This window comes from Promicromonospora sp. NPDC050249, assembly GCF_040656015.1.
GTDB lineage: Bacteria > Actinomycetota > Actinomycetes > Actinomycetales > Cellulomonadaceae > Promicromonospora.
The window spans coordinates 317,808-336,599 of record NZ_JBFAKY010000001.1; the positions used below are offsets into that span (position 1 = coordinate 317,808).

Here is an 18,792-nt window from a genome sequence, read left to right on the forward strand (position 1 = left end):
GTTCAGCATCGCGTTGAGCGAGTGATAGTCCATCGGGGAGATCCGGACAGGCGCTCTACTTCGCGGGAACCACGTCACTCGACGCCGAGCAGAACCTCCACCGCACGGCTCAGGAACGCGTCCACCGAGGCCTCGTCGTAGGCGTCGGTACCGCGCGCGCGCCCGAACGTCGCCGACCGGATGTCGCCCGCCGTCAGCGGCTCCTGCCGGTCGAAGTACCCGATGAGCCGGTCGCACAGGTCGTCGACGTCGTCCTTGTCGTAACCCTGCGAGCCGCGGTCGGCGGGTGCGAACTTCTCGCCGTCGGGCCGGCCCAGCCGCCCGTAGAGCGAGCGCGCGCGCTCGGCGAGCGCGTTCATCCAGGCCTGCTGGCCGTGCGCCGCCGCGTACTCCGCACGCTGCCGGGCGATGAACGCGGCCTCCAGCCGGTCGAGCGCCGCGTCGACCTCATGGGTGTTGTACCCACCGCGGGTCAGGTCGAACGTGGACGCCTGGATGTCGGCACTCGTCAGCCGGTCCGCGGTACGTCCCTCGTACGCCTGCCGCGCGTGCTCGAAGAACTCGTCGACCTCGTCCTTGTCGTACCCGGTGCGCATCGCGGGAACGCTGTTGAACATCCCACTCACTCGTCGTCCTCCTCAGCCGCAAGCTGCCCGCAGGCCCCGTCGATATCGCTCCCGCGGGTATCACGGATCGTGGTCGGGATCCCGTGACCGCGCAATCGTGCCACAAACTCGTCCTCGACATCCCGGTCGCTCGCGGTCCAGATCGAGCCCGGCGTCGGGTTGAGCGGGATCGGGTTCACGTGCACCCAGCCGCGGCCGCGGGCGTTGAGCTTCTCGCCCAGCAGGTCCGCACGCCATGCGTGGTCGTTCATGTCCTTGATCAGCGCGTACTCGATGGACACGCGACGTCCGGTCACCTCGAAGTAGTTCCGCGCGGTGTCGAGGGTCTCGTCGACGCTCCAGCGCGTGTTGATCGGCACCAGCTCGGAGCGCAGGTCGTCGTCGGGCGCGTGCAGCGAGAGGGCGAGCGTCACCGGGATGCCCTCCTTGGTGAGCTTCTGCATCGCCGGGACCAGGCCCACCGTGGAGACCGTGATGTTGCGGGCCGACATGCCGAAGCCCTCGGGCTGCGGCGCGACCAGCGTCCGCACCGTCTCGATCACTGCCTTGTAGTTGGCCAGCGGCTCGCCCATACCCATGAACACCAGGTTGTTCAGCCGGGTGACGCCGCCGGGGATCTCGCCCTCGGCCAGCGAGCGGAACGCCGCGCGGACCTGCTCGAGGATCTCCGCCGTCGAGAGGTTCCGGGTCAGGCCGAGCTGGCCCGTCGCGCAGAACGGGCACGCCATGCCGCAGCCCGCCTGGCTGGAGACGCACAGCGTGGTGCGCTGCGGGTAGCGCATCAGCACCGACTCGACCTTGGCCTCGTCGAACAGGTGCCACAGCGTCTTGACCGTGGTGCCGCCGTCAGCCTCGAGCTTGCGGGTGGGCCGCATCAGCTCGGGGAACATGGTGGTCGCGAGCGCGTCCCGGGACTTCGCCGGGAGGTCGGTCATCTTCGACGGGTCGCTCGTGTAGTGCGTGAAGTAGTGCGTGGCGAGCTGCTTGGCGCGAAACGCCGGCTCGCCCGCCTCCACCACGGAGGCGACCCGCTCCTCGGGCGTGAGGTCGGCGAAGTGCCTCGGCGGCTTGCCGCGGCGCTTGGGCGCCATCTGCAGCGGGATCGCCGGCGTCTCGTCCGAAGGACGCACGACGGGCTGGGCAAGGGGAGTTTTCATCAGGCAACCACCGAGAGCACGAGATAGACGAAGGGCGCTGTGATGATCATCGAGTCGAGGCGATCCAGCACGCCCCCGTGCCCCGGGAGCAATGAGCCCATGTCCTTCAATTCTAGGTCACGCTTGAGCAGAGATTCAGCGAGATCGCCCACAGTCGCAGTGATGGCGGTCATGACGCCGAGCGCTATCCCGAGGACCGGGCTCTCGCCGAGCCCGTAGACGGCTCCGAGCACGCCCACCGCGGTGGCCAGCACGATCGAGCCGGCCAGGCCCTCCCACGACTTCTTGGGGCTCACGGTCGGCGCGAGCGGATGTCTGCCCATCGTGGCGCCGGCGATGTAGCCGCCCGTGTCGTTGGCGACAGCAAGGAGGATGAACAGCACCACCCGGATCTCGCCGTCGGGCTGCGCCAGCATGAGGACCACGAACCCCGCAAGGAACGGGACGTAGGCGGCGGCGAAGACCGACGCGGCGGAGTCCCGGACGGCGCTGAGGCCGGACCCGTCGAGCGCACGCCACACCACGGCCGCGGCAACCGTCAGCACGAAGGCGACGAACAGCGCCTCCCCACCGCCGCGGTACGCGGAGACGATCATGCCGGCGGCACCCACGAACAGGGGCACCATCGGCAGACGCAGGTTACGGCGCGCGAACGCCTGGCGCAGCTCCCACAGCCCGGCCCACATCAGGAGGACCACGAAGAGGACGAACGGCTCCGGTCGCCAGTACAGCGACGCGCCGACGATACCGAGCAGGCCGAGGCCGACCAGTATCGCGGCGGGCAGGTTACGGCCTGCGCGGGACTGCTTCGGTACCGGTACGGGCTCGGACTCGGGGCTCACGGCGGTGTGCGCATTGTCGCGCTCTGATCTGTCTCGGGGTGGTGCGGACATCAGACCTCGAGCAGCTCGCTCTCCTTGCTGGAGAGCAGCTGGTCGATGACCTCGACGTGGCTCTTGGTGAGCTTGTCCAGCTCCTTCTCTGCGCGTACTACCTCGTCCTCGCCGGCCTCGCCGTCCTTGACGACGCGGTCCAGCTCGTCCTTGGCCTTGCGGCGGATGTTGCGCACCGAGACGCGCGCCTCCTCGGCCTTGGTCTTGGCGAGCTTCACGTAGTCGCGGCGACGCTCCTCCGTGAGCGAGGGCAGCACCACGCGGACGACGTTGCCGTCGGTCGCCGGGTTCACGCCCAGGTCGGAGTCACGCAGCGCCTTCTCGACGGCGGGCAGCGAGCTCTTGTCGAACGGGGCGACCATCACGGTGCGGGCGTCCGGGATGTTGAACGACGCCAGCTGCTGCAGCGGCGTCGGCGCGCCGTAGTAGTCGACGGTGATCTTGCTGAACATCCCCGCGTTGGCGCGACCGGTACGGATGCCCGCGAAGTCTTCCTTGGCGACCTCGATCGCCTTCTCCATCTTTTCCTCGGCCTCGAGGAGGGTCTCGTCGATCACCACTGCTCCTTCATTCGTCTACGGGTGGTGCCGGGGCCACTCTACGGACACTTTGCCCGGCTACCGAAAGGATCGCGCGTTTCCCGGAGCCCGGGTCCCACTGTGTCGGCGCGAGGTTCAGCGAGAGATGATCAGCGCGAGGTGATCAGCGTGCCGATGGGCTCGCCCGCCAGCGCGCGGGTCACGTTGCCCTCGCCCTCCATGCCGAACACTCGCATCTGCACATTGTTGTCGCGGCACATGGCCAGCGCGGTGTCGTCCATGACGCCGAGCCGGTTCACGAGCGCGTCCGTGTACGTGAGGTGGTCGAGCTTCTTGGCGTCGGGGTTGCGGCGCGGGTCGGAGTCGTAGACGCCGTCGACGCCGTTCTTGCCCATGACCACCTGCTCGCAGCCCGTCTCCAGGGCACGCTGCACCGCCACGGTGTCGGTGGAGAAGTACGGCATGCCCGCACCCGCGCCGAAGATGACGACGCGGCCCTTCTCCAGGTGCCGGATCGCGCGCAGCGGGATGTACGGCTCCGCGACCTGACCCATGGTGATGGCGGTCTGCACGCGGGTCTTGACGCCGGCCTGCTCCAGGAAGTCCTGGAGGGCCAGGCAGTTCATGACCGTGCCGAGCATGCCCATGTAGTCGGCACGGGCGCGGTCCATGCCCGCAACGCTCAGCTCGGCGCCGCGGAAGAAGTTCCCGCCGCCGACGACGATGGCGACCTGGATGCCGTCGCGCACCGCCACGCCGATCTCCTTGGCCATGCGCCGGACGACGACGGCGTCGAGCCCCACGCTGCCGCCGCCGAACGCCTCGCCCGACAGCTTCAGGAGCACACGCCGGGCGGGCTTGCCCTCCATGTCCACCGCGAAGTTTTGAGTCGCCTCGTCGCTCACTGGTCCGTCACCCTTCGGTCATCACTACCGGGAAGCTGGCTCGTGCCCCTGACGGAGCCCGGTGTGCGCGCCGGTCCTCTTCAGGGGAACCGACCCGCCTATGCGTCGGCCCGGCCCGCGCCGAAGCGCGGACCGGGCCGACCAAGCTGCGTCAGGAACCGACGCGGAAACGCACGAACGCGGACACGGAGCCGTTCGCGGCGGCAACGTGCTTGCCGACGGTGGTCTTCGAGTCCTTGGCCAGCGGCTGGTCGACGAGCACGACCTCCTTGAAGAAGCCGTTCAGGCGACCCTCGACGATCTTGGGCAGCGCGGCCTCCGGCTTGCCCTCGTTCTTCGAGGTCTCCAGAGCGATCGCACGCTCCTTCTCGACGACGTCCGCCGGGACGTCCTCACGCGTGAGGTACTTCGGCGCCAGCGCCGCGATGTGCTGCGCGACGTCCTTGGCGACCGAGGCGCCTGCCTCGTCGGTGACGACGAGGACACCGATCGACGGCGGCAGGTCCTTGGCCGTCTTGTGCAGGTAGGTCGTGACCTTCGGGCCCTCGACGCGCGCGACGCGACGCAGGACGATCTTCTCGCCCAGCGTGGCGCCCTGAGCGGCGATGAGGTCGGCGACGGTGCCCTCGGCGGACGGGGCGGCGGAGGCCGCTACCTCGTCCGAGGCACCGGCGGCGGCCGTGGCCTCGAGAACGGCCTCGGCCAGCGCGATGAACTTCTCGTTCTTCACGACGAAGTCGGTCTCGGCGTTCAGCTCGATCATCGTTGCGACCTGGCCGGCCGCGGTGTCCTCGACCTTGACGGCCACGAGGCCCTCTGAGGCGGTGTTGCCCTCGCGCTTGGCGGCGCGGGCGAGGCCCTTGGTGCGGATGATCTCGATGGCCTTCTCGGCGTCGCCGTCGGCGGTGTCGAGTGCCTTCTTGACGTCGAGCATGCCGGCGCCGGTCCGCTCACGCAGCGCCTTGATGTCAGCGGCGGTGTAGTTCGCCATTGTTCTGGTCCTCCGTGCAGTCGTGTTGTTCGTGGGAGGTCGGGAGACCCGAGGAACGGTGCGCCGACCGGGTCCGGACGAACCGGACCCGGTCAGCGCAGCACGTCACTTCTCGGTCTCGGCCTCAGCGGCCTCGGGAGCAACCTCGGCAGCGGCCTCGGTGGCCTCGGCGGCGGCCGGAGTCTCGTCCGCGGGCGTGGCAACCTCGGGGGCAGCGGCCGGAGCGGCCTCGGCCGGAGCGGCCGGGGTGGCGGCCTCAGCGGCCTCGACGGACGCCGCGGCAACGGCGCCCTCGGAACCGGCGAGGAGCTCGCGCTCCCACTCGGCGAGGGGCTCGGCGGCGACCTCGGCCTCGGCGCCGGTCTTGCTACCACCGGAGTGGCGCTGCATGAGGCCCTCGGCGGCGGCGTCCGCGATCACGCGGGTGAGCAGCGTGACGGAGCGGATCGCGTCGTCGTTGCCCGGGATCGCGTAGTCGACCATGTCGGGGTCGCAGTTGGTGTCGAGGATCGCGACGACGGGGATGCCCAGCTTGCGGGCCTCGTCCACCGCGAGGTGCTCCTTGTTCGTGTCGACGATCCAGACGGCCGAGGGAACCTTGGCCATGTCACGGATACCGCCGAGCGTGCGCGCGAGCTTGTCCTTCTCGCGGCGCAGGACCAGGAGCTCCTTCTTCGTGAGGCCCGAGGCCGCCACGTCGTCGAAGTCGATCTCCTCGAGCTCCTTCATCCGCTGAAGGCGCTTGTGCACGGTGGTGAAGTTCGTGAGCATGCCACCGAGCCAGCGGTGGTTCACGTAAGGCATCCCGACGCGGGCGGCCTGCTCGGCCACCGGCTCCTGAGCCTGCTTCTTGGTGCCGACGAAGAGGATCGAGCCGCCGTGGGCGACCGTCTCCTTGACGAAGTCGTAGGCGTTGTCGATGAAGTGCAGCGACTGCTGCAGGTCGACGATGTAGATGCCGTTGCGCTCCGTGAAGATGAAGCGCTTCATCTTCGGGTTCCAACGGCGGGTCTGGTGTCCGAAGTGGACACCGCTCTCGAGGAGCTGGCGCATGGACACGACGGCCATGACACGTCCTTTCGGTGCGGCCCGAGATCGACCCGGGTCCTCCGCACGCATTTCAGGGCGGCACAGGACCGATGGTCCTGACCGCGGTTTGGGTTGGATCGGCACCGCATTGCTTCGGTGCCCCTGGCGCCACGTCGTGCCCGACGCCGACCCTGTGGGCCGGACCGCTGCCGGACGCGACTTTGGTGTGACGCGCGTTGTCGATCGAGCGCTCTCCCTGCCGGGCCGACAGTCAGCCAGGCTGTCCGTCTGCCGGCCGGGAGTGCATGCCGGTCGCGGGTGGAAGTCTACCCGACCAGCCCTGGGAACGAGGACCCGGCGGCGGAGACCCTCGCCACGAAGGTAACGGGCTGCGAGCGCGACCACAGGCGGGCCCCGCGCCCACCTGTGCACAGGCGGCAGTCCTCTGGCTCCCGGAGGCGCCGACGCCGGTTGATGCTCGTTCCATGAGACCGCTTCTCGCCCCCGCCGGCCGCCACGTCCTCGGCCGGCTCGCCACGACGCTCCTGACCGTGCTGCTCACTGCCGTGCTGGTCGCGCTCTCCGCGGCGGTACCCGCCGCCGCAGTCCGCTCGGGCCCCGCCGTCGGAGCCCTCGCGGGTGCTGACCTCGTGGTCCTGGCGGGCCCCGACACCAGGGAGCCCGCGGCCGGCGCTACCGGATACGTGGCGCCCGTCGCCGGGGTGGACCCGCCGTCCGGGGTGGTCCGCCCGTTCGACGCGCCCGAGCACGCGTGGGGAGCCGGGCACCGCGGTGTGGACCTGGTCGCCCCCGAGGGTTCCGGCGTGCGCTCCCCCGGACCGGGTGTGGTGACCTTCGCGGGACAGGTCGCGCGGCGCGGGGTCGTCGTCGTCACGCATCCGGACGGGCTGCGCACCAGTCTGGAGCCGGTCGCGGTCTCCGTGCCGGTAGGGACCGCCGTCGCCACCGGGTCGGCGATCGGTGTGGTGGAGGGCGGCCGAGCAGGCGACGGCACGACGGCGAACCACTGTGCACCACGGTCCTGCGTGCACTGGGGCGTGCGGCGGGGCGAGCGCTACATCGACCCCTTGTCCCTGCTGGACAGACCGCAGATCGTGCTGCTGCCCGACCGCTGACCGCTCGCCCGGGGACGCAGGTCCAGGGGAAGGATGGTCAGGCGCGCGGGAACGCCTGCGCATAGACGCTGCGCAGCCGCTCCGCGTCCACGTGGGTGTAGCGCTGGGTGGTCGCCAGGTTCGCGTGGCCCAGCACCTCCTGCACCGCGCGGAGGTCCGAACCACCCTGCAGCAGATGGGTGGCGGCCGAGTGCCGGAGCGCGTGCGGCGCCACGTCGTCGACCCCGGCCTGGGCCGCGAGGCGGTGCACCGCCTCGCGCACCTGGCGCTGGCCCCAGCGTCCGCCACGCTCCCCCACGAGCAGGGCGTCGCCGGTCGTGGCCGTCACCAGCTCGGGCCGGCCGTCGGTCAGCCAGGCCTCCACGGCGCGCGCCGCCGGGATGCCGAACGGCACCACCCGCTCCTTGCCGCCCTTGCCGAGCACGCGCACGAGCCGGTCCCTGGAGTCCACGTGGACGACGTCGACGGACACCAGCTCGCCCACGCGGATGCCCGCGCCGTACAGCAGCTCGGCGGCGACCCACGACCGCAGGGCCGCCGGCCGGTTCGCCTCGTCGGCCTCGTCCGCCGCGGCCCGGGCGCCGTCGAGCAGTCGGCCCGCCGCGTCCACGTCGAGCACGGTGGGCAGGGTGCGCGGCACCTTGGGGCTCGCGAGGCGCGCCGACGGGTCCACGGGGATCAGACCCGAGCGGTGCGCCCAGCGCAGGAAGGCGCGGGCGGAGGCACCACGGCGCGCGAGCGTGGAGCGGGCGAGCCCGCGGTCGGACTGGGACGCGAGCCAGCCGCGCAGGAGCGTGAGGTCGATGGTGTCGAGCCGTGTGCTGCCGTGCCGCATCGCGTAGCGGAGCAGGTCCGTCACGTCCGCCACGTAGGCGCGACGCGTATGGGCGGAGTGCCCGCGCTGCGCGTCGAGGTAGCTGCCGAACCGGGACACGGCGTCGGACATCTGCTCGGGTAGCCGAGGCAAGCCGGACAGGTCGGTAAGGTCCACGTTTGCCAGTGTGCAGCTCCCGTCCCGTGCGTGGAAGCAGGCGCGCCGCCTTTTTCGCCCGTGCCGACGAGGTCTGCGAGTATGGCTGGTCCGACGAGCACAGGAGGACGCGAAGATGCGTGCTGTACAGGTGACCGAGTTCGGCGGGCCCGAGGTGCTGCGGGCCGTCGAGGTACCCGAACCGACCGCCGGGCCCGGACAGGTGCTGATCGATGTCACGCGGATCGGCCTGAACTACGCCGACACGCACCAGGTGGAGAACTCGTACCAGACGCCGACCAGGCTCCCGTTCGTCCCCGGCGGCGAGGTGGTCGGGCGCACACCGGACGGCAGGCGGGTCGTCGCACTCCTGGCCGGTGGCGGCGGATATGCCGAGCGCGCGGTCGCCGAGGAGGCGATGACCTTCCCCGTGCCCGACGATGTGGACGACCTCACCGCGCTCTCCATGCTGGTGCAGGGCACCACCGCCTGGATCCTGCTGCGCAAGAACGCCCACCTCGAGCCCGGCGAGTCGGTGGTCGTGCACGCGGCGGCCGGCGGCGTCGGCACCATAGCCGTGCAGCTGGCCAAGGCCTGGGGTGCCGGCCGGGTCGTCGCGACCGCGAGCAGCGACGAGAAGCGCGCCCTGGCCCTCGAGCTCGGCGCCGACGTCGCCGTGGACTCCCGCGCGGACGACATGACGGCGACCCTCATCGAGGCCAACGGGCGCCGCGTGGACATCGTGCTCGACATGGTCGGCGGGACCACCACCGACCAGAGCGTCGCGGCGCTCGCCCCCTTCGGCAGGCTGGTCTTCTACGGCATGGCGGGGCGCACGCCGCCGAAGCCCGTCGAGCTGCGCAACCTGCTCGGGCACAGCACCACCGTGGCAGGCATGTGGCTCCCCCACGTGTTCCGTCTGCCCGGCGACCTCTACGGCACCGCGCTGACCGAGCTGTTCGGCCTCGCACAGGCCGGCGGACTCCGCGCCGTGGCGGGCGGCGAGTACGCCCTGTCCGACGCCCGCGCGGCGCACGAGGCCCTGCGCTCGCGGGGCACCGTGGGCAAGCTGCTGCTCGACCCGTCCCGCTGAGCTTCGCCCGCCCTGCTCCGTGGGCCGGTCCGGCGGCCGGTCCACGGGACAGGTGCGGGGCGGGGCTCCGCCGGCGTGTCAGCGCCTGCGCCAGCCTCCGTCCTTCTGCTCGGCCAGGCCCATGAGCTCCAGCAGCCCGAGCGCCCCCGTCGTGTCGCCGAGCGCGAGGCCCGCCGCGCGGGCGATCGACCGCTCGTGCGCCGCCTTCCGCACGGGTAGCGCGTCCAGCACCGCCTTGCCCGCCGCGTCGAGGTCGTCGCCGAGCCGGGTCTCGCCCCGGCGTTCCGGCGCGCTCTCGCCCACGTCCCCGACGAGCTCGGCGGCCTCCGCCGCATCCGTGACGCAGATGGCGGCGCCTCGCCGCAGGAGCTCATGGCAGCCCGCCGACGCCATCGACGTGACCGGCCCGGGCACCGCCCCCAGCGGACGAAGGAGCCTCGCGGCATGGTTGGCGGTGGACAGCGCGCCGGACCGGACCGACGCCTCGACCACCACGGTGCCCGAGGTGAGCGACGCGATCAGGCGGTTGCGCTTGAGGAAGCGCTGCTTGCCCGGTACCGAACCCGGCGGCACCTCGCTCACCACCGCACCCTGCTCGATGGTCCGCCGGAGCAGGTCGGTGTTGCTCGCCGGGTAGAGCCTGTCGACACCACCCGCGAGAAACGCCACGGTCGGCGACCCGGATACCAGCGCGCCCCGGTGCGCCTCCGCGTCGATGCCGTTCGCGCCTCCCGAGACCACCGTGAACCCGCGGTCGGCCAGGCCGCACGCCAGGGTCCTCGTCACGCGGATGCCGTAGTCCGTGCAGGCCCGCGAACCGACCAGCGACACCGAACGTTCGGCAAGCCGAGCCAGGTCGGGGTCGCCCCGGACCCACAGCGCGAGCGGACCGCCCACGCCCAGGTCGGCGAACCCAGCCGGCCAGCGCGGGTCGTCCGGGGTCAGGAACGTACCGCCGTACCGGCCGAGCACCGTGAGCTCACCCTCGGGATCGAGCCGTTCGAGCCGGGGCGCCCAGCGCAGCACGGCGGCCACGACCAGGTCCGCCGCCCGCGCGCCGGAGGCAGCTCCGCCGAGCCCAAACCCTTCGGTGACGGGCCCTTCGGCAGCCGGCCCGGGCAGGCGCCCGGGTGCATCGGCTCCGCCGCCCGCGGCCGGGCCAGGACCGCGGCCGGGCACGGCGTCCAGCGCTCTGCCTCCGCCGATCCGCCGGAGGGTCGCGCCCGCCCGGTCCGGGGACCGGGCCGCGTCCACCAGCCAGTCGAGCGCGGCGACGGGACCGAGGTTGCCCACCAGCGCGCCGGCCACCGGATCCCCCGGCTCGGCGATCCGGCTCCACGCGGCCCGGGCCAGCACCGGATCGTCCGCGTCGAACCGGAGGCCTGTGCGGGGCAGGTCGAAGAGCGGCTCACCCATGGTCGCCCCCGGTACGCAGCAGCAGCGCGTTCCCGACGTCGGACACCGTGGGTGCGGCACGCCCTGCCAGGTCCGCGATGGTCCAGGCCATCCGCAGCACCCGGTCGACGCCGCGCAGGCTGAGCCGTCCGTCGGTCATCGCCCGCTCGATCGGGCCGAGCAGGCCCGGGTGCGGCCGCAGCAGGTCGCGCAGGAACGGCCCGGGCATCTCGGCATTGGTGGACCACGGCGTGTCGGCCAGCCGGACCCGTGCGGCCTGCCGCGCGGCGAGCACCCGGGCGGCCACCACCGACGTCGGCTCGGACGTTCCCTCCAGCCGCTCCACACGGTCGACCGGCTGCACCTCGACCTGCACGTCCACGCGGTCCAGCAGCGGGCCGGACAGTCGCGCGAAGTACCGCCGCCGCACCGTCGGCGAGCAGCTGCACTCGAGCCCCTTGCCGACCGCGAGCCCGCACGGACAGGGGTTCGCCGCCAGCACGAGCTGGAACCGGGCCGGGTAGCGCGCCGCGCCGCCCGACCGGTGGATCACCAGCTCGCCCTGCTCCAGCGGCTGGCGCAGCGTCTCCAGCACCTTGCTGCCGAACTCGGGCGCCTCGTCCAGGAAGAGCACACCGCGATGCGCCCGCGACACCGCACCGGGCCGCGGGATGCCCGACCCGCCGCCCACGACCGCCGCCTGCGTGGCCGTGTGGTGCGGGTCCTCGAACGGGGGCCGGCGGATCAGTCCTCCGCCAGGGTCGAACGTGCCCGCTACGGAGTGCACCGCCGTGACCTCGACCGCCTCCCGGTCGGTGAGATCGGGGAGGATCCCCGGCAGCCGAGAGGCCAGCATGGTCTTGCCTGCTCCCGGCGGCCCGACCAGCAGCATGTGATGGCCACCGGCGGCCGCCACCTCGAGGGCCGCACGCGGCCGCTCCTGTCCCAGGACGTCGGCCAGGTCGCCCGGCACGCGGGCGGCCAGCGCGGTGCGGGTCGGCCGCACGGTCACCACCTCGCGCACCAGCTCGGGCGGCCCGCCGTGCAGCGCCACCACCTCGGCCAGGCTCGCCGCACCCACCACGCGGGCGCCCGGCACCAGCCGCGCCTCGTCGAGGTCCCCGGCCGCCACCACGACGTCCGGATATCCAGCGCTCACCGCCGCCGCCACCGCCGGCAGCACCCCGCGCACGGGTTGGAGCCGCCCGTCGAGCCCCAGCTCGCCCAGGTGCACCACCCGGTCCAGGCCATCGCGCCGTAGACCCGCGGACGAGGGCCCCTCGGCCCCCGCCAGGATCGCCACGGCGATCGCCAGGTCGTATGCGCTGCCCTGCTTGCGCAGCGACGCGGGCGACAGGTTGACGGTGATCTTCTTGACGGGCCACTGCAGCCCCGTGCTGGTGACGGCTGCCCGGACCCGGTCGCGGGACTCGCTCAGCGCGGTGTCCGGCAGGCCGACCAGCGTGAACCCGGGGACGGACGCCGCGAGGTGCGCCTGTACCTCCACCACATGCCCCTGCATCCCGACGAGCGAGACCCCTCGCGTGGTCGCCGTCCCCATCAGGCCACCGACTCGAGGTGCTCGACGACGGCGGGCCCCTGCGGCTGCAGCGTCACCGCTACCACGTCGATCCGGATCGCCCCGAAGCGCGTGCGCACGTCGGGCAGCACCGGAACCGGGCTGCCCGGCAGCGCCTCCTCGGCCAGTCGCGCCGCGACGAGCCGCTCCCGGAACACCGTCAGCCACTGTCCGGTCAGCCGCTTGATGCGCGCCAGCTTCCGCGCCGTGACCGCCTCGGCCGGGTGCCCGAACCCGTGGCCCGACCGGGTCTTCACCTCGATCACCACGAGCACGTCGTCGTCGAGCGCGACGATGTCGAGCTCCCCGTCCGTGCCGCGCCAGTTGGTGTCGAGCACCTGCCAGCCGCGCGACACCACGTGCCGCAGCGCTACGCGCTCGCCGTACCGGCCTACGCCGTCCTTCTTCGCCATCGCGTCCACCTCCGTGACCAACCTTGGTCACGGCAGAGCCGCCGGGCGGGGCGCATCGGGCCACCTGTGCACGGATCGACGTTCCACAGGCCCGGCGTCGCGCTCGGAACGTTGCGGTCTCGTCAGGCAGGTCGGTACCTGCTCGGAGGACTTTCAGATCCGACGCCGGGCGCCCAGGGTCCGGTCACCCGGTCGGAACGGTGTCGACCCAGCCCACCGATCCGGCCCGGAACTGCTGGACCCGGGCAGTCACCTCGGCCGGTGGGACGACCTCGTCCTCGGTGAAGTAGACGTAGTCGACCTGCTCCAGATATTCGCGCGGCGTCCCGTCCGCGACCAGGCCACCGGCGATGAACCAGTGGTTGAAGCTGATCGACATCGACGTCTCCGGGTAGAACTCGTCGCCGTGGTCGGCCACCACCGTGCCGTCCAGGTAGTAGGTCACCCGGCCGCCGGCGACCTGGATCACGAGGTCGTGCCAACCGTCCAGGCTTGCCGAGACCGTGCCGTGGACGTTGTCCGCGAGCCACGGGTCTGGCTGGTAGGTCTCCCAGGTGGTCATGAACAGCGTCGGACCGGACTCACCCCAGCCCCCGTTCGGCAGGTACTCGAAGTCGAGCTCGCCATAGTCCGGGTCCATGGGCGCGTCCAGCGGCGTGATCGTGAAGAAGCTCTGGACGGTCTCGTCGCCGTCCGGGCCGCTGACCGGAGTGTCTGCGAAACGTACGCGGGCGGCATAGGTGCCCTCGGCGAACTTGCGCTGATGGGAGACCTCTGACTGCACGGTGGCGCCGGCGGGACCCTCGGTGGACGCCTTGAGCTCCAGCACCTGGCCGCCGTCGGCGGTCGGGAACGAGACGTGGTCCCGCGACCATGCCGCACCCGGCACACCCGGGCCGCCGCCGCCGGAACGGACGTACCAGCCGCGCTGGGCGAGAAGCGGGTCGCCCGGACCGCTGTAGCTGAAGTCGTCGAACAGCTCCGCCGTCGGTGCGGCGTCCTCCGGGATCGCTGTCCCGGCCACCAGCACGGCCGCCAGGGATGTCGTCGCAAGGATCGCCGGGATGCGCATCTCTACCTCCATTGGTAATCAAGATCTACCAATTGCGAGGCTGCCCGCTCCGGGAGCGCAGGGTCAAGGCATCAGCCGGACAGTGGGTGAATCCCTTACCCGGACCGGAACGGGTCGGTCGAGCCCGCGTCAGAGCGACAGCTCCGCCTTCGCCAGCTCCTCGACGTTCACGTCCTTGAACGTCACCACGCGCACCGACTTCACGAAGCGCGCGGAACGGTAGACGTCCCACACCCAGGCGTCGGCGAGCCGCAGCTCGAAATACACCTCGCCCGCCGCGGACCGCACCTGCAGGTCCACCTGGTTGGCGAGGTAGAACCGGCGTTCGGTCTCCACCACGTAGGAGAACAGGCCCACCACGTCCCGGTACTCCCGATAGAGCGCGAGCTCCATCTCCGTCTCGTAGTTCTCGAGGTCTTCGGCGCTCACGACGACATCATCCCACCGACGCCGCAGTTCCGGGCAGGTTCCAGGATCTGCGGTGCTGCGGTGTCGGCCCGTGCAGCCCCAGGGCGTCCATGTGGGCCTTGGCGCTGTACCCCTTGTTCTGGTCCCAGGCGTACTCCGGGTGCCGCTGGGCCAGCTCGACCAGGATCCCGTCCCGCTCCACCTTGGCCAGCACGCTGGCGGCAGCCACCGACGTGCAGGTCATGTCGGCCTTGATCAGCGTCCGCACGGCGGGGTCGCGCACCCCGTCGTCCGGGGCGTCCGCCGCCGCGAACAGGTCGAGCGACGGCGTGGAGAGCCAGTCGTGCTTTCCGTCCAGCACGACGACGTCGACGTCGCCGCACATCAGACGCACCTGGGCGAGCGCGCGCCGCCCGGCCAGCCTGAGGGCCGCGATGATCCCGACCTCGTCGATCTCCGCGGGACCCGCGTGGCCGACGCCCCAGGCCACCGCCCACCGCCGCACGGCCGGCGCGATCGCCTCGCGCGCGGCCGGCGTCAGGAGCTTGGAGTCGGCGACGCCCTTCGGCCCGGTGCGCGTGGCGGCGTCGACCACCACGACGCCCACGCTGACCGGGCCCGCGAGGGCGCCACGCCCCACCTCGTCCATGCCCGCGACGAGGCGGGCGCCGGAGGCGAGCAGCGCCCTCTCGTGTCGCAGCGTGGGGACCGCGCGGACCACCTACTTCTCCGCGGGAGGCGCGTCCGGAACACCGGCGAAGACGTCGCTGGGGTTGCTGTGCCAGTTCAGCCGGTCCAGCGGCCACACGGTGGCGAACGCCGTCCCGACCACGTTGTCGACGGGGACGAACCCGCCGCCGGGCTTGCCACGGTTCTTGCGGGAGTCCTGCGAGTTCTGCCGGTTGTCACCCATCACCCAGAGCATGTCCTCCGGCACGGTGACCTCGAACTGGTCCTCGCTCGGGATCGACCCCGGCTTGATGTACGTCTCGTCGATGGGCGTGCCGTTCACCGACACGCGTCCCTCGGCGTCGCAGCACACGACGGTGTCACCGGGCAGCCCGATCAGGCGCTTGATGAGATGGTCGCCGGTGTCCTGCGGCAGCAGACCCACGGTGGTCAGGAACGACACCATGCCGTCGCCGACCGGTCCACGCTCCGGCGGCACGTACGGCGGCAGCCAGTCCCCCGGGTCCACGAAGACGACGATGTCCCCGTGCTTCAGGTCGAACGGGCCGGGTGTCAGGCGCGATGCCATCACGCGGTCGCCCTGCGTCAGCGTGTCCTCCATGGACGCGCTGGGGATGTAGAACGGCTGCACCAGCAGCGTCTTGATGAGCCAGGACAGGATCAGCGCGCTGACGACGATGATCCCGATCTCCCGGAGCATCGCCACGAAGCCGGACTGCTGCTTTCTCGGTTCACGACCGTGCGCGGCTCCGCCCTGTCGATGCGCCCCGCTGCTCTCCCACGGTTCTGCTGCGCTCAAGGGCGTCCCATCAATAGGGGTGGGCGGCGCCACCCGGTCGAAACTCGTCACGGGGGTAACTCTGTCACCTCGGGGCGCCTGCGGCGAAATGGCTCGCGAGCGCACACGACCCCTGTCTGATATCAACACAGACGCAGGTCACGTACGACGACGGCCGCCGCCCTCGAAGCTGAGGACGGCGGCCGAAGCTATGACGCAGGCGCCAGTGTCGCTGTGACGCGCAGACGCGTCAGTTGTCGCGCTTCTCGCGGATCTTCGCCTTCTTGCCGCGCAGGTCGCGCAGGTAGTAGAGCTTCGCGCGACGGACGATGCCGCGGCTGACGACCTCGATGGACTCGATCGACGGCGCGTGGAGCGGGAACTTGCGCTCCACGCCGACACCGAAGCTGACCTTGCGGACAGCGAACGTCTCGCCGATCCCGCCGCCGTGGCGGGAGATGACGACGCCCTGGAAGGCCTGGACACGAGAGCGGTTGCCCTCGACGACCTTGACGTTCACCTTGACGGTGTCGCCGGCGCGGAACTCCGGGATGTCGGACCGCAGCGAGGCTGCGTCGATCATGTCGAGCTTCTGCATTGTTCTCTCCGGGCCTGCCACAGGTCAGGCACGAATATCGTGGGCCCCGCCTCGGCCTGCTGGCCGTCGGGTCCCGGAAGGTTGTGGATGCTGGTGCGGCTTTACCCGGTCAGGGGCGGTTGCCCGCCCCGGCCGTCCCCTGTGGCAGAGACCTGACCGGCGACGCACCGAGGGGTAATTCTGCCACACGCACGTGCGAACCGGCTCCCGGAGCAGGTGTGACGTCGGGCGCGGGCAGCCTCAGGCCCGGATCAGCCCGTCGGTGTCGTCCGGACCGGGCACCCAGCCGAGCTCCGCGAGCAGCGCCAGGTCGTGCTTGTCCAGGTTCGTCACGGAGAGCGCGGCGATCATGTCCGGCCGCAGCCGCGCCGTCCGCTCCAGCGCGCGGTCCCTGCGCCAGCGCTCGATCCTCGCGTGGTGCCCCGACACGAGCACCTCGGGGATCTCGAGGTCGGCCCACGACGGCGGCTTCGTGTACACCGGGTACTCCAGCAGCCCCGCGGCCCCGTGCGACTCCTCCACCAGGGAGTCGGGGTTGCCGACCATGCCGGGGATCAGCCGCGCCACTGCCTCGATCATGACCAGCGAGGCGACCTCGCCGCCGTTGAGCACGTAGTCGCCGATCGACAGCTCGTGGACGGCGATCCCGGCGTCCCGGTAGTGCTGGGCCACGCGCGCGTCGATGCCCTCGTACCGTCCGCACGCGAACACGAGCTGCTCCGCCGACGCCAGGCTCTCGGCGTGCCGCTGCGTGAACACCTCGCCCGACGGCGTGGGGACGATCAGGTGCGCGCCCGTCGCACCGGTGTCCAGCACCTCGTCGATCGCGAGGCCCCAGATGTCAGGGCGCATGACCATGCCGGCGCCCCCGCCGAACGGGGTGTCGTCGACCGTGCGGTGCCGGTCGGTCGTCCAGTCGCGCAGATCGTGCACCCGCAGGTCCAGCAGGCCGCGCTGCCGCGCCTTGCCCACGAGCGACAGGTCGAGCGCCGCCAGGTAGTCGGGAAAGATGGAGATGACGTCGACGCGCACGTCAGTCGTCTTCCCGGTCGACGATCGCGGCGTCGGCGTCGCGCGCCAGCAGCCCGGCGGGCGGGGTCACCACGACGCGACCACCCTCGACGTCGACCACGGGCACCATCGCCAGGACGAACGGGACGAGCGTGCGGACGGTCCCGCCGTCGGGCAGGGTCTCCTCGATCAGGAGCGACTCGTGCGCCGGCATGTACTCCAGGGAGATCACCGTGCCGACCACCGTGCCGTCCTCGAGCTCCACGCGCAGTCCCGCGAGCTCGTGCGGGTACCAGGCGTCCTCCTCGTCGGAGGCGTCCGCCTCGATGACGAGCTCCGTCCCGCGCAGGTTCTCGGCGGCGGTCCGGCCGCTGATCTCGGCGAACGTGACCAGCCACCGGCCCTGGTGCTCGCGCGCGTGCGTCACGGTCAGCGGCCCGACGTCGGCCGGGACCGTCTCGAGCCGCTCGCCGATCGCGAGCCGGGTCTCCGGGTCGTCCGTGCGCACGTCGAGGGCTACCTCGCCCTTGAGCCCGTGCGCCTTGCTGACGCGGGCGACGGTCAGCTGCATGTGTCTCCTCGAAGAGTGAAGGTTAGGGGTCTCGACAGGCTCGACCAGCGGTTCAGCGGGAACGAGCAAGGCCCGGTCCACGTTCGGACCGGGCCTCGTCGTCGTGCAGAGCAGCGATGCGCTCAGCGCCGGTCGACGTCCACGACGTCGACCCGCACCGGGCCCTCTGCGGCAAGCGCACCGATCACGGTGCGCAGCGCGCGAGCCGTGCGACCACCGCGGCCGATGACTCGGCCGAGGTCGTCGGGGTGCACGCGGACCTCGAGCAGGTCACCACGGCGCAGCGTCTTCGCGGAGACGCGAACGTCCTCCGGGTTGTCCACGATGCCGCGCACCAGGTGCTCGAGGGCCTCCGAGAGCATCAGGCCTCGTCGCCCTCGGCCGGCTCAGCCGGAGCCTCGGCCTTGGCGGCGGCGGCCTTCTCGGCGGCCTTGGCCTTGGCCTTCTCGGCATCGGCGTTGACGGCCTCGATGGCGGCGGTCGCGTCGACCTTCTCGCCCTTGACGCGCAGGGTGCCCTCGGCGCCCGGCAGGCCCTTGAACTTCTGCCAGTCACCGGTCACCTTGAGCAGTGCGGCGACCTGCTCGGTCGGCTGTGCGCCGACGCCGAGCCAGTACTGTGCGCGCTCCGACTTGATCTCGATGAGCGACGGCTCCTCGGTCGGGTGGTACTTGCCGATCTCCTCGATCACGCGACCGTCGCGCTTGGTGCGCGAGTCGGCGACGACGACACGGTAGTACGGGGCCCGGATCTTGCCGAGGCGCTTGAGACGAATCTTGACAGCCACGAAGTGGTATCTCCTGTTGAATGGGGTGGTCCGAGCACCGCGACGTGGGGTGAAGCGGTGGGTAGAACCGAGACACGGCCTGACCAGATGAGAGGGGTCCGGGCACACCGAGTACGTGCACATTGTGCCAGACGGCGAGACGGGTCACCAA

Annotated in this window: 22 protein-coding genes; 2 read left to right on the plus strand and 20 right to left on the minus strand. The window is 71.4% G+C overall.

Annotated elements, in window-relative coordinates; translation table 11 throughout:
* Nucleotides 1–74 precede the first annotated feature (74 nt).
* From AB0I32_RS01415 to rpsB, 7 genes are all read right to left on the minus strand, one after another.
* The gene (locus tag AB0I32_RS01415) at nt 75–617 is read right to left on the minus strand and encodes a DivIVA domain-containing protein (RefSeq protein WP_357451787.1); all 543 of its coding nucleotides are present in this window, start codon (nt 615–617) and stop codon (nt 75–77) included.
* A gap of 5 nt (nt 618–622) precedes the next feature.
* A complete protein-coding gene (rlmN, locus tag AB0I32_RS01420; protein ID WP_357502167.1) occupies nt 623–1,717 on the minus strand; it encodes a 23S rRNA (adenine(2503)-C(2))-methyltransferase RlmN in 1,095 nt (364 codons plus the stop codon).
* 65 nt (nt 1,718–1,782) lie between these two features.
* Nucleotides 1,783–2,625, minus strand: coding sequence for a phosphatidate cytidylyltransferase (locus AB0I32_RS01425; protein ID WP_357502095.1), 843 nt, complete (start codon nt 2,623–2,625; stop codon nt 1,783–1,785).
* 50 nt (nt 2,626–2,675) lie between these two features.
* Nucleotides 2,676–3,233: a ribosome recycling factor gene (frr, locus tag AB0I32_RS01430; protein WP_357502097.1), complete on the minus strand. Its 558-nt coding sequence runs from the start codon at nt 3,231–3,233 to the stop codon at nt 2,676–2,678.
* Nucleotides 3,234–3,364: 131 nt separating this feature from the next.
* Nucleotides 3,365–4,084: a UMP kinase gene (pyrH, locus tag AB0I32_RS01435; RefSeq protein ID WP_116677620.1), complete on the minus strand. Its 720-nt coding sequence runs from the start codon at nt 4,082–4,084 to the stop codon at nt 3,365–3,367.
* 187 nt (nt 4,085–4,271) lie between these two features.
* Nucleotides 4,272–5,111, minus strand: coding sequence for a translation elongation factor Ts (gene tsf / locus AB0I32_RS01440; protein WP_357502099.1), 840 nt, complete (start codon nt 5,109–5,111; stop codon nt 4,272–4,274).
* A 105-nt stretch (nt 5,112–5,216) separates the two neighbouring features.
* Nucleotides 5,217–6,179: a 30S ribosomal protein S2 gene (gene rpsB / locus AB0I32_RS01445; protein WP_357502101.1), complete on the minus strand. Its 963-nt coding sequence runs from the start codon at nt 6,177–6,179 to the stop codon at nt 5,217–5,219.
* Between the two features lie 446 nt (nt 6,180–6,625).
* On the opposite strand from rpsB, the gene AB0I32_RS01450 reads away from it, so the two are divergent.
* Nucleotides 6,626–7,276 carry a M23 family metallopeptidase gene (locus tag AB0I32_RS01450; RefSeq protein WP_357502103.1) on the plus strand — a complete coding sequence of 217 codons (651 nt, stop codon included), beginning with the start codon at nt 6,626–6,628 and terminating at the stop codon, nt 7,274–7,276.
* A gap of 37 nt (nt 7,277–7,313) precedes the next feature.
* Here the strand turns inward: AB0I32_RS01450 and AB0I32_RS01455 are convergent, their stop codons facing one another.
* Complete coding sequence (locus AB0I32_RS01455; protein ID WP_357502169.1) at nt 7,314–8,222, minus strand: tyrosine recombinase XerC; 909 nt, start codon at nt 8,220–8,222, stop codon at nt 7,314–7,316.
* A gap of 160 nt (nt 8,223–8,382) precedes the next feature.
* On the opposite strand from AB0I32_RS01455, the gene AB0I32_RS01460 reads away from it, so the two are divergent.
* A complete protein-coding gene (locus AB0I32_RS01460) occupies nt 8,383–9,339 on the plus strand; it encodes an NADPH:quinone oxidoreductase family protein (protein ID WP_357502105.1) in 957 nt (318 codons plus the stop codon).
* A gap of 78 nt (nt 9,340–9,417) precedes the next feature.
* On the opposite strand, the gene dprA is transcribed toward AB0I32_RS01460, so the two are convergent.
* The 12 genes from dprA to rpsP form a co-directional block, all read right to left on the minus strand.
* Nucleotides 9,418–10,755: a DNA-processing protein DprA gene (dprA, locus tag AB0I32_RS01465; protein WP_357502107.1), complete on the minus strand. Its 1,338-nt coding sequence runs from the start codon at nt 10,753–10,755 to the stop codon at nt 9,418–9,420.
* Entirely contained in the window at nt 10,748–12,295 is a 1,548-nt protein-coding gene (locus tag AB0I32_RS01470) for a YifB family Mg chelatase-like AAA ATPase (RefSeq protein WP_357502109.1), read from the minus strand. Before AB0I32_RS01470 ends, dprA begins: the two co-directional genes overlap by 8 nt.
* A complete protein-coding gene (locus tag AB0I32_RS01475) occupies nt 12,295–12,726 on the minus strand; it encodes a YraN family protein (RefSeq protein WP_357502112.1) in 432 nt (143 codons plus the stop codon). Before AB0I32_RS01475 ends, AB0I32_RS01470 begins: the two co-directional genes overlap by 1 nt.
* Before the next feature lie 184 nt (nt 12,727–12,910).
* Entirely contained in the window at nt 12,911–13,798 is an 888-nt protein-coding gene (locus tag AB0I32_RS01480; protein ID WP_357502114.1) for a glycoside hydrolase family 16 protein, read from the minus strand.
* Between the two features lie 129 nt (nt 13,799–13,927).
* Nucleotides 13,928–14,227 carry a DUF2469 domain-containing protein gene (locus tag AB0I32_RS01485; protein WP_116674488.1) on the minus strand — a complete coding sequence of 100 codons (300 nt, stop codon included), beginning with the start codon at nt 14,225–14,227 and terminating at the stop codon, nt 13,928–13,930.
* A 7-nt stretch (nt 14,228–14,234) separates the two neighbouring features.
* Complete coding sequence (locus AB0I32_RS01490) at nt 14,235–14,927, minus strand: ribonuclease HII (protein ID WP_357502116.1); 693 nt, start codon at nt 14,925–14,927, stop codon at nt 14,235–14,237.
* Nucleotides 14,928–15,746, minus strand: a complete 819-nt coding sequence (gene lepB / locus AB0I32_RS01495; RefSeq protein ID WP_357502118.1) for a signal peptidase I — start codon at nt 15,744–15,746, stop codon at nt 14,928–14,930. It lies immediately after the preceding gene.
* Nucleotides 15,747–15,924: 178 nt separating this feature from the next.
* Nucleotides 15,925–16,272 carry a 50S ribosomal protein L19 gene (rplS, locus tag AB0I32_RS01500; RefSeq protein WP_116674485.1) on the minus strand — a complete coding sequence of 116 codons (348 nt, stop codon included), beginning with the start codon at nt 16,270–16,272 and terminating at the stop codon, nt 15,925–15,927.
* A 240-nt stretch (nt 16,273–16,512) separates the two neighbouring features.
* Nucleotides 16,513–17,304, minus strand: coding sequence for a tRNA (guanosine(37)-N1)-methyltransferase TrmD (gene trmD / locus AB0I32_RS01505; protein WP_357502120.1), 792 nt, complete (start codon nt 17,302–17,304; stop codon nt 16,513–16,515).
* 1 nt (nt 17,305) lies between these two features.
* Nucleotides 17,306–17,854: a ribosome maturation factor RimM gene (gene rimM, locus AB0I32_RS01510; protein WP_357502122.1), complete on the minus strand. Its 549-nt coding sequence runs from the start codon at nt 17,852–17,854 to the stop codon at nt 17,306–17,308.
* A gap of 122 nt (nt 17,855–17,976) precedes the next feature.
* Nucleotides 17,977–18,216: an RNA-binding protein gene (locus AB0I32_RS01515; RefSeq protein ID WP_116674482.1), complete on the minus strand. Its 240-nt coding sequence runs from the start codon at nt 18,214–18,216 to the stop codon at nt 17,977–17,979.
* Nucleotides 18,216–18,641, minus strand: coding sequence for a 30S ribosomal protein S16 (gene rpsP, locus AB0I32_RS01520; RefSeq protein WP_357502125.1), 426 nt, complete (start codon nt 18,639–18,641; stop codon nt 18,216–18,218). Before rpsP ends, AB0I32_RS01515 begins: the two co-directional genes overlap by 1 nt.
* Nucleotides 18,642–18,792 lie beyond the last annotated feature (151 nt).